This window comes from Micromonospora sp. 15K316, from assembly GCF_004348525.1.
GTDB lineage: Bacteria > Actinomycetota > Actinomycetes > Mycobacteriales > Micromonosporaceae > Micromonospora.
This window is the reverse complement of record NZ_SMKG01000005.1, coordinates 87,615-96,127: the sequence shown is the minus strand read 5'-3', so window position 1 is coordinate 96,127 and position 8,513 is coordinate 87,615. Positions and strand designations below refer to the sequence as shown.

8 protein-coding genes and 1 pseudogene are annotated in these 8,513 nt (G+C 71.7%); 7 read left to right on the top strand and 2 right to left on the bottom strand.

Going from position 1 to position 8,513, the window contains the following annotated elements; genetic code table 11:
- Window positions 1–22 precede the first annotated feature (22 nt).
- The 6 genes from E1211_RS02895 to E1211_RS02870 all read left to right on the top strand — a co-directional run bounded on the left by E1211_RS02895 (window position 23) and on the right by E1211_RS02870 (window position 4,854).
- The gene (locus E1211_RS02895) at window positions 23–289 is read left to right on the top strand and encodes a GNAT family N-acetyltransferase (RefSeq protein WP_371686118.1); all 267 of its coding nucleotides are present in this window, start codon (window positions 23–25) and stop codon (window positions 287–289) included.
- A gap of 39 nt (window positions 290–328) precedes the next feature.
- Window positions 329–697 carry a hypothetical protein gene (locus E1211_RS02890; protein WP_132345070.1) on the top strand — a complete coding sequence of 123 codons (369 nt, stop codon included), beginning with the start codon at window positions 329–331 and terminating at the stop codon, window positions 695–697.
- Window positions 698–908: 211 nt separating this feature from the next.
- A complete protein-coding gene (locus tag E1211_RS02885; protein ID WP_132345068.1) occupies window positions 909–1,415 on the top strand; it encodes a (2Fe-2S)-binding protein in 507 nt (168 codons plus the stop codon).
- The gene (locus E1211_RS02880) at window positions 1,412–2,413 is read left to right on the top strand and encodes a xanthine dehydrogenase family protein subunit M (RefSeq protein WP_243709308.1); all 1,002 of its coding nucleotides are present in this window, start codon (window positions 1,412–1,414) and stop codon (window positions 2,411–2,413) included. Before E1211_RS02885 ends, E1211_RS02880 begins: the two co-directional genes overlap by 4 nt.
- Complete coding sequence (locus E1211_RS02875) at window positions 2,410–4,617, top strand: xanthine dehydrogenase family protein molybdopterin-binding subunit (protein WP_132345066.1); 2,208 nt, start codon at window positions 2,410–2,412, stop codon at window positions 4,615–4,617. The genes E1211_RS02880 and E1211_RS02875 overlap by 4 nt, the downstream gene beginning before the upstream one ends.
- Window positions 4,618–4,854: a hypothetical protein gene (locus tag E1211_RS02870; protein ID WP_132345064.1), complete on the top strand. Its 237-nt coding sequence runs from the start codon at window positions 4,618–4,620 to the stop codon at window positions 4,852–4,854. It begins immediately after the preceding gene.
- Window positions 4,855–5,094: 240 nt separating this feature from the next.
- On the opposite strand, the gene E1211_RS02865 is transcribed toward E1211_RS02870, so the two are convergent.
- The gene (locus E1211_RS02865; RefSeq protein WP_256371302.1) at window positions 5,095–6,270 is read right to left on the bottom strand and encodes a low temperature requirement protein A; all 1,176 of its coding nucleotides are present in this window, start codon (window positions 6,268–6,270) and stop codon (window positions 5,095–5,097) included.
- Between the two features lie 94 nt (window positions 6,271–6,364).
- Between E1211_RS02865 and E1211_RS02860 the strand changes: the two are divergent.
- A pseudogene (locus E1211_RS02860) lies at window positions 6,365–6,976 on the top strand (maleylpyruvate isomerase N-terminal domain-containing protein); the annotation flags it as partial.
- An 18-nt stretch (window positions 6,977–6,994) separates the two neighbouring features.
- Here the strand turns inward: E1211_RS02860 and dnaB are convergent.
- Entirely contained in the window at window positions 6,995–8,401 is a 1,407-nt protein-coding gene (gene dnaB / locus E1211_RS02855; RefSeq protein WP_132345058.1) for a replicative DNA helicase, read from the bottom strand.
- Between the last annotated feature and the right edge of the window lie 112 nt (window positions 8,402–8,513).

Genomic DNA, 8,513 nt, shown 5'->3' with positions numbered 1-8,513 from the left:
ATGTATATAAGAGACAGGCGTACTGCCGCAGTGGCAACGCCGCGGGGTGGGGTCCGCGCTGATGCACGCGGTGCTCGGTGCGGCGGACGCCCGCGACGAGGGCCTGGTGGTGCTCCTCGGCCACCCCGGGTACTACCCACGCTTCGGCTTCCGTCCCGCGGTCGAACAGGGCGTGACCCCACCGGTGCCCGAGTGGGGTCCGCGCTACTTCATGGCCCGTCCACTCAGCGGTTGGGACACATCGATCCGAGGCGAGTTCGCGTACGCGGAGCCGTTCCGCCGGATCTGATCTACCGCTGGGTGAGCGGAGTGTTGCATTCTGGTTGCCATGGGAGAGGTACTACCGATGCCCAGCCTCGGTGACCTGTTCGCCGACACGCGAGGCGAGGACCGGTCGATGCGGGTCCGCTACCACCCCGAGCGGGAGGCGGTGGTGCTATCCCTGTGGGGCGGCGGTGTCTGCCGGGCGTCGTTCCGGATGCCCCGAGGCGACCTGCCGCGGCTGCTGTCGCTGCTGACCGGGATGGCGTCGGCCGGCGCGCCGGCCGACGCCGGACCGCCGGACCGCACCGACCCGAGAGCCCCGGTGGTGGCCGGCGCCACCGTGCCGCCCGGCGACGTCGCGCGGCACGGCCACGCGACCGGGCCGGCGCAGCGTGGCCGGCTGCCCATCGTGCCCGCGCCGCGCGTCGCCTGACCGCCGGGGTCGCCTGACCGCCGGACGTCGCCGGCGGCGCGGTGGACGCCGAGCGCCGCGCACCGCCGAGCTGTGCCGCGCGGGCCCGGCGACGCGCGCCGTCCACGCCCTGCCCGCCTTCGCCGGACTTTCGCGGATCTCCACCCGCGCGACCTCAGAAGAGGAGAAAATACGTCAAACAGGACGGCCGGCGACCGGGAGCGGAGGGCAGATGAGCCAGGACCCTCACCACCCCCCGCCCGACCCCGGCACCGTCCGGCTGACCCTCAGCGTGAACGGCGCGGAACACGAGCTACGGCTCGACAGCCGCGTCACCCTGCTCGACGCGCTGCGCGACGAACTCGGGTTGTACGGCACCAAGAAGGGCTGCGACCAGGGCGCCTGCGGCGCGTGCACAGTACTCGTCGACGACAGACGGGTGCTGTCCTGCCTGACCCTCGCCGCGCAGTGCGAGGGGCGGCAGGTGTCCACCATCGAAGGACTGTCGGCGGACGGGCGACTGCATCCGCTCCAGGAGGCGTTCCTACGCCACGACGGGTTCCAGTGCGGCTACTGCACGCCGGGGCAGATCATGTCGGCGGTCGCTCTGCTGCGCGAGGGGCGGACCGGGACCGACGACGAGATACGCGAGTTCATGAGCGGCAACATCTGCCGCTGCGGGGCGTACCCGAACATCGTCGCCGCGATCCGCGAGGTCGCCGGAGAGGGAGCGCGGTGACCGTGCGAGCCTTCGAGTACGTCCGGGCGGACGACGTCGGCGCGGCCGTGGCAATGGTGAGCGCCGACCCGGCCGCCCAGTACCTCGCCGGCGGGACCACGCAGGTCGACCTGATGCTCAAGGACGGCATCCTCGAACCCGAGCGGGTCGTCGACATCACCCGGTTGCCGCTGCGCGGGATCACCGCCGACGACCGGACCCTCCGGGTCGGCGCGCTGACCACTATGGAGGAGCTGGCCGCCGACCCCACCGTCGCCGGACGGCTGCCCTTCGTCCGGGCCGCCCTGCTGGCCGGCGCGTCGACCCAGCTGCGCAACATGGCCACCATCGGCGGGAACCTGCTGCAACGCACCCGCTGCCGGTACTTCCGGGACCCGACGGTGCCGGACTGCAACAAGCGCACCCCGTCGACCGGCTGCGCCGCCATCACGGGAGCCGGCGCCCGCATGCACGCCATCCTCGGCGCCGGCGAGACCTGCATCGCGCTGCACGCCTCCGACCTGTGCGTGCCGCTGGTGGCGCTCGACACCGTGGTGCGGGTACGCGGGATCGAGGGCGAACGGCGGATACCGCTTACCGAGTTCTACGTCCTCCCCGGCGACCGCCCGGACATCGAGACCGTGCTGCGGCACGGTGACCTCGTCACCGGGATCGAGATCCCGTTGCCGCCGGCGGCCACCCGCTCCGGCTACCTGAAGGTACGCGACCGGGCCTCCTACGAGTTCGCCCTCGTCTCGGTCGCCGCCGCCCTGACCGTCCAGGGCGGTACCGTCACCGAGGCCCGGCTCGGCCTCGGCGGGGTCGGGACGATCCCGTGGCGGGCGCGCGCGGCCGAGCAGATCCTGACCGGCGCACCGGCGACGGTGCAGACCTACCGCGCGGCGGCGGAGGCGGAGCTTCGCGACCCCTTCACCGTGCCGGGGACCGCGTTCAAACCCGAGCTCGCCCGCCGGACGATCGTGCGCGCCCTGGCAGAGCTGGGAGGCGGCGAGGCATGACCATGACCCGACCCGTGATCGTCGGCGCCGGAGTGGACCGGGTCGACGGGCCGCTCAAGGTCGCGGGCGCCGCCCCGTACTCCTCGGACATCGACCTGCCCGGCATGGCGCACGTCGCGCTGGTCCGCAGCACGATCGCCGCCGGGCGCGTCACCCGGCTCGACACCGGCGCGGCCGAGCAGCTGCCCGGTGTGCTGGCCGTCCTCACCCATCACAACGCGCCCCGTCTCGCCACCGGACCGGCGACCAACCTGGGACCGACGCCGCCGCCACCGCTGCAGGACGACCGGGTCCGGCACCACGGGCAGTACCTGGCGGTGGTGGTCGCCGAGAAGCCGTACCAGGCGAGCGCCGCGGCGCGCGCCGTCACCGTCGAGTACGAGCGTGAAGAGCCCGTCCTGCGGATCGAGGACCCGGCCGGGGAGGTGCGGACCGACCCGTTCGGGATGGACTCGGCGCGGGGCGACTCCGCCGGCGCGCTGGCCGCGGCCGAGGTCGTGCACGAGGCCACGTACGTCACCGCGGAGAACACCAACAACCCGCTCGGGCTCTTCGCGACGGTGGCGCAGTGGAGCGGCGGCCGGCTCACCGTGCACGACGCCACCCAGTGGACCTCGAACACCTGTCAGACCCTCGCGCAGATGTTCGGCGTGCCCGAGTCGGCGGTGCGCGTCCACGCGAAGTACGTGGGCGGGGCGTTCGGTTCCGGACTCCGGGTGTGGCCGCACGTCGTCCTCGCGGTGATGGCGGCGCGTACGGTCGGTCGGCCCGTGAAGCTGGTGCTCTCCCGTCCGGAGATGTTCACCGGTGTCGGGCACCGGCCGAACACGGTGCAGAGCCTGCGGCTCGGCGCCGCCCGCGACGGCCGGCTCGTGGCGATCGAGCACGAGGCGCTCCAGACGGTCGCCATGGACGACGAGAACATGGAGCCGGTCGCCTCGGCCAGCGCCAGCGCGTACGCCTGCCCGAACGTGACCACCCGCGACCGCCAGCGGCGGCTCAACATCCCCTGCCCCGGGTCGATGCGGGCCCCGGGCGAGGCGCAGGCCAACTTCGCCCTGGAGTCGGCCCTCGACGAGCTCTCCTACCTGCTCGACATGGACCCGCTCGACCTGCGGCTGCGCAACTACGCGGAGGTTCAGCCCCAGTTCGGTCTGCCCTGGTCCAGCAAGGCGCTGCGGGAGTGCTACCAGGTGGGCGCGGAGCGGTTCGGCTGGTCCCGCCGCGACCGGCGGATCGGGGCGATGCGCGACGGCCGGTGGCTCGTCGGCTACGGCGTGGCCGGGGTGAGCTACCTGTGGTGGCAGGTGCACTGCGAGGCGCGTGCGACGGTCGGCCGTGACGGCACGGCCTACGTCCGCAGCGCCGCCACGGACATCGGCACCGGCACCTACACCGTGATGCGGCAGCTCTCGGCCGAGCTGCTCGGGCTGGAGCTGGACCAGGTCCGCTTCGATCTCGGCGACTCGGACATGCCCTGGTCGCCGCAGGCCGGCGGGTCCGGGCTGACCGGGGCGTTGGGGAACGCCGTGCACGCCGCCTGCCGGGAACTCATCCGGGCGTTCCTGAGGACCGTCGTGAACGATTCGGCGTCACCGCTGCGGGGCTGCACCATCGACGACGTCACGGTGAGCGGCGGACGGATCCACCACCGGGCCGACGGCAAGCTCGGCGAGAGCTTCGTGGCCATCCTGGCCCGACACGGGCTAGACGAGCTGACCGCCGACGGAGTCAGCGACCCGCCGGACCCCCAGGAGGTCGGCTTGGCCCCGGCCGGCGCGTTCGCGGCGAAGTTCGTCGAGGTGCACGTCGACCCGGAGCTCGGTCTGCTGCGGGTGCCGCGGGTCGTCTCCGTCGTCGACGGCGGCCGGATCCTCAACGAGAAGCTGGCGCGCAGCCAGATCATCGGCGCGACGGTCGGCGGGATCGGCCAGGCGATCCTCGAGGAGACCGTCACCGACCCGCGGACCGGTCGCATCGCGAACGCCAACCTCGGCGACTACCTGGTGGCGGTCAACGCGGACATCGGCGAGATCGACGTCACGTTCGTGGGCGAGCCGGATCGGCTGACGCCGGTCGGTACCAAGGGCGTCGGCGAGGTCGGCCTGCCGGGCACGGCCGCGGCGATCGCGAACGCCGTCCACCACGCGACGGGCAAGCGGATCCGTTCCCTGCCCATCACCATCGACGAGCTGCTCGACTAGGTGTTCTGCCCGGTACGGACGATCACCGCGCCGTCGCCGCTCGTCGTCGCACCCGGTGGCATGAACGGTGCGGTCGAGAAGCAGGTCCGGGAACTCCACGCGGCATCCGGAGCCTCGAACAAGCGCCTCGTCATCGAGAAGGGCGGGTACCAGGGAACGGATCTGCTCCGGCGATCCGACGACCGGACGGCGTTGGAGGCGGAGACCCTGGCCTTCGAAGGTTGTCTGCGCGGGTAGGACCGCGGTTCGATCGCCGCCGTCGCAGAGTCACGTGACCGTGAGGGTGGATGACCGGGTGTGCGCGGGTCATTCGGCGCTCTCAAGGTCCACCAGGGCGCGATGGCGGCGGGCCGCCGTGGTAGGTCCCCATCGTTGCGTCGTCCGGTCCGACGGCACGATCGCCTGGTGGCGCAGGGCTGGCGGGACGAGGGTGGAACGGCGAATGGATCGCCTCGTTCGACAGGCCTGGATGCGTGGTCATCTCGCCGCTGCGGTTGGCCGCCAACTGATCCGTTCATAGCAGACCAGGGCGATCATGATGATGGCGACCAGGGCGAGGGCAGCGAGGGCGGGAAGGTGTCGGGCGACGGGTAGCAGCGCGAGCATGGTGCCGGCCGCGAGGATCGGGGCGGGTGGGGTGTGCCGGACGGTGAGTCGAAGGAACAGGACCCGGCCAATGAGGTAGAGAGCGGGGCCGCCGAACAGCGTCGTGGTCGAAGTCCAGTCCAACGGGTTCCCAGCGGGCTCTCGGAGCGGGTGGTCGGCCACGTGGGCGACGACCACCTCGATGCCGATGGCCAGGTAGATGATCCCGGCGATGAGCAGGAAGTGAGCCAAGCTGTAGGCGACGCTACCGGTCGAAGTCCGGCTCGCAACGGGGATCCGCGCCAGGGCTTTCGCGGCAGGTGCGGCAGTGTTTTCGAAGTACAGCCACCACAGGGCCAGCGCCGTGATCAGGGCGAGCAGCGCGGCGGCCAGGACCGGCCAACGAGTGACGGCCGATCCGGCGCCGACGCCCACCGAGATCAGAGACTCGCCCAGAGCAATGATCACTATCAGGCCGTGCCGCTCGGCGAAATGGCTGGAGCTGGGCAAGGGGGCGCGTCCGGCAGACACCGCGATGAGTAGGCCGCCGATGCAGTCGATGAGGAACGCCGCGGCCCACAGCAGCGTCTGCGTGGCGCCGCCGAACACCGCGCCGAGCAGCAGCGCGATCAAGCCCACCGAGACCGGGATGACCCGGAGGCGCAGCGACGCGCGTAGCCGCGCGTTACCGGCCGATATGTGCCAGACGAGGGCCAGATATACCGCCCGGATGAGGATGTAGACGAGGGCCAGAGTCATGGGCGCGGCCAGTGACTGGGTGTCGTGCCGCCACGCCTCGGGCAGAACTAGGGCGGCCACGAACATGGCGGCCATCACAACGGAGTTTCCGGCGCGGACCAGGCCGACGTCGGCGCGGACCTGGTTGGTCAACCAGGTGTAGTTGGTGAACGGCCACCACAGCAGCAGCAGGAGCACAAGGCTGTGCGCCAGCCCGAGTGGCATCGGCGCCTGTGCCGTGAACGTCGCCACCCGGATGAAGGCGAACACGAAAACCAGGTCGAAGAACACTTCGAACGGCGTGGTCCGATGAGTTTCCTCGGTCGGCACCGGCGGCCCGGCGCGGAAAAGGTGCCTCACATGCTTATTTTGTCGCCCAACATACGATGAGTCCGGATTCAAGCCTTATCCGGCGACCGTCGCCGGCCGCTCCGACGACGACCTGCGACGGCCGACGCGGTGCCGGGGCTGGCTCGTCGACGACCTGCTCCTGCACGTGCTCTGCGACGTGCAGCGGGCCCTGGTGGCGCTGGCCAGCCCGGCCGACGGTCCGGCCGACGTGGACCAGGTGAGCTACTGGCGGGCGAGCCCGTGGAGCGGCGGCGACGCCGAGGCGCGGCACGCCCGCTGGATCCGCCGGTCCGCCGCCGCCTTCGACCGCCCCGCCGGCCTGGTCGAGGTCTGGTGCGACACCGCACCGGCCGCCGCCCGCGCCGCCGCCGCGGCCGACCCGTCGGGGTACGTCACCACCCAGGGTCTCGTGCTGCGCGTACCCGACCTCCTCGCCACCCTGACGACCGAGGCGGTCGTCCACCACCTCGACCTGGTGCTGGAGCTTCCGGACGCGCCGCTGCCGGGCCCGCGCGCCGTGCGCGTCGCCACCGGCACGATGGACGGCCTGCTCGACGACGCGGTACGTCCGGCGAGGTGGGACGAGCACGAATTCCTGCTGAAGGCGGCCGGCCGCCTTCCGCTCAGCGAGCGGGACCGGTCGGAGCTGGCCGAGGTCGCGTCCCGCTTCCCCCTGCTCGGCTGACCCGGGCGGGACCGCCGCTCAGACGATCGCCATGTCGACGAAGCGCGACAGGTGCAGCTGGGCCGCGACGGTCACCGTGTCGGTCGGCCCGTTCCGGTGCTTCGCGACGATGAAGTCGGCCTCGCCCGCCCGCGGCGACTCCTTGTCGTAGTAGTCGTCGCGGTGCAGCAGGATGACGACGTCCGCATCCTGCTCGATCGAGCCGGACTCACGAAGGTCGGAGAGCTGTGGTCGCTTGTCCGTACGCTGCTCCGGGCCACGGTTGAGCTGGCTGACCGCGATCACCGGGCACTCGACCTCCTTGGCCAGCAGCTTGAGGCCACGGGACAGGTCCGCCACCTCCTGCTGCCGGCTCTCGGTGCGTTTCGGCGAGGTCATCAGCTGGAGATAGTCGACGACGATCAGCTTGAGGTCGTGCCGCTGCTTGAGCCGGCGAGCCTTGGCCCGGATCTCCATGAGGTTCATGCTCGGCGTGTCGTCGACGAAGAGCGGGGCCTCACTGATCTCGCCCATGCAGCGGGCGAGCTTGGTCCAGTCGTCGTCGGAGAGCTGGCCGCTGCGGAGCACGTGCAGCGGTACGCGCGCCTCGGCCGAGAGCAGGCGCATGACGATCTCGACCTTGCTCATCTCCAGCGAGAAGATGGCGGACGCCTGGTTGGCGCGGATGGCCGCATTCCGGGCGAAGTCCATACTCGCCGTCGACTTGCCCAGACCGGGCCGCCCGGCAACGATGATCAATTGGCCGCCGTGCAGGCCGTTGAGCAGCCGGTCCAGGTCGGTGAAGCCGGTGGGCACACCGGTCATCACCCCGCCCTGCGCGCCGACCGCCTCGATCTCGTCCAGGGTCGGCTGCAGCATGTCGGCCAGGACGGCGAAGTCCTCGGTGACCCGGCGTTCGGTGACGTCGTAGACCGCCTGCTGGGCGAGGTCGACGATGTCGTCGACCTCCCGGCTGCCACCCTGGGCGGTGCCGTAGCCGAGCTGCACGATCTTGGTGCCGGCCTCGACCAGCCGGCGCAGGACCGCCCGCTCGCTCACGATCCGGGCGTAGTAGGCGGCGTTCGCCGCCGTCGGCACGGCCGCCATGCAGGTGTGCAGGTAGGGGGCGCCGCCGATCCGGGCGAGATCGCCCGAGTCTGCCAGCGCGGCCGCCACGGTGATGCCGTCGGCCGGCTCGCCCCGGCCGTAGATGTCGAGGATGGCGTCGAAGATGGTGGCGTGCACGGGCCGGTAGAAGTCGTTGCTCTTGAGGATCTCGACGACGTCGGCGATGGCGTCCTTGGAGAGCAGCATGCCGCCGATGACGCACTGCTCGGCCGCGATGTCCTGGGGCGGGGTGCGTTCGAACTGGCCGCTCTGCTGGGCGGGCACCTGCGGTGGCCCTCCGGCGCGCGACTCCGCCCGCATGTCGTCGGTGACCGACACGGTCCCCCCTCCGCTGCGTCGGATCCTCGCCCCCGCGCTTTCCGTCCGGGTGCGACACTCCCTGCCGACCGGGCCGGGCGATCGGGGGTCATCGCGCGGACGGGTCGGGGGC

Coding starts and splice junctions, on each gene's coding strand:
- E1211_RS02875 (WP_132345066.1), top strand. CDS start 2,410: ATGACCATGACCCGACCCGTGATCGTCGGCGCCGGAGTGGACCGGGTC.
- E1211_RS02885 (WP_132345068.1), top strand. CDS start 909: ATGAGCCAGGACCCTCACCACCCCCCGCCCGACCCCGGCACCGTCCGG.
- E1211_RS02890 (WP_132345070.1), top strand. CDS start 329: ATGGGAGAGGTACTACCGATGCCCAGCCTCGGTGACCTGTTCGCCGAC.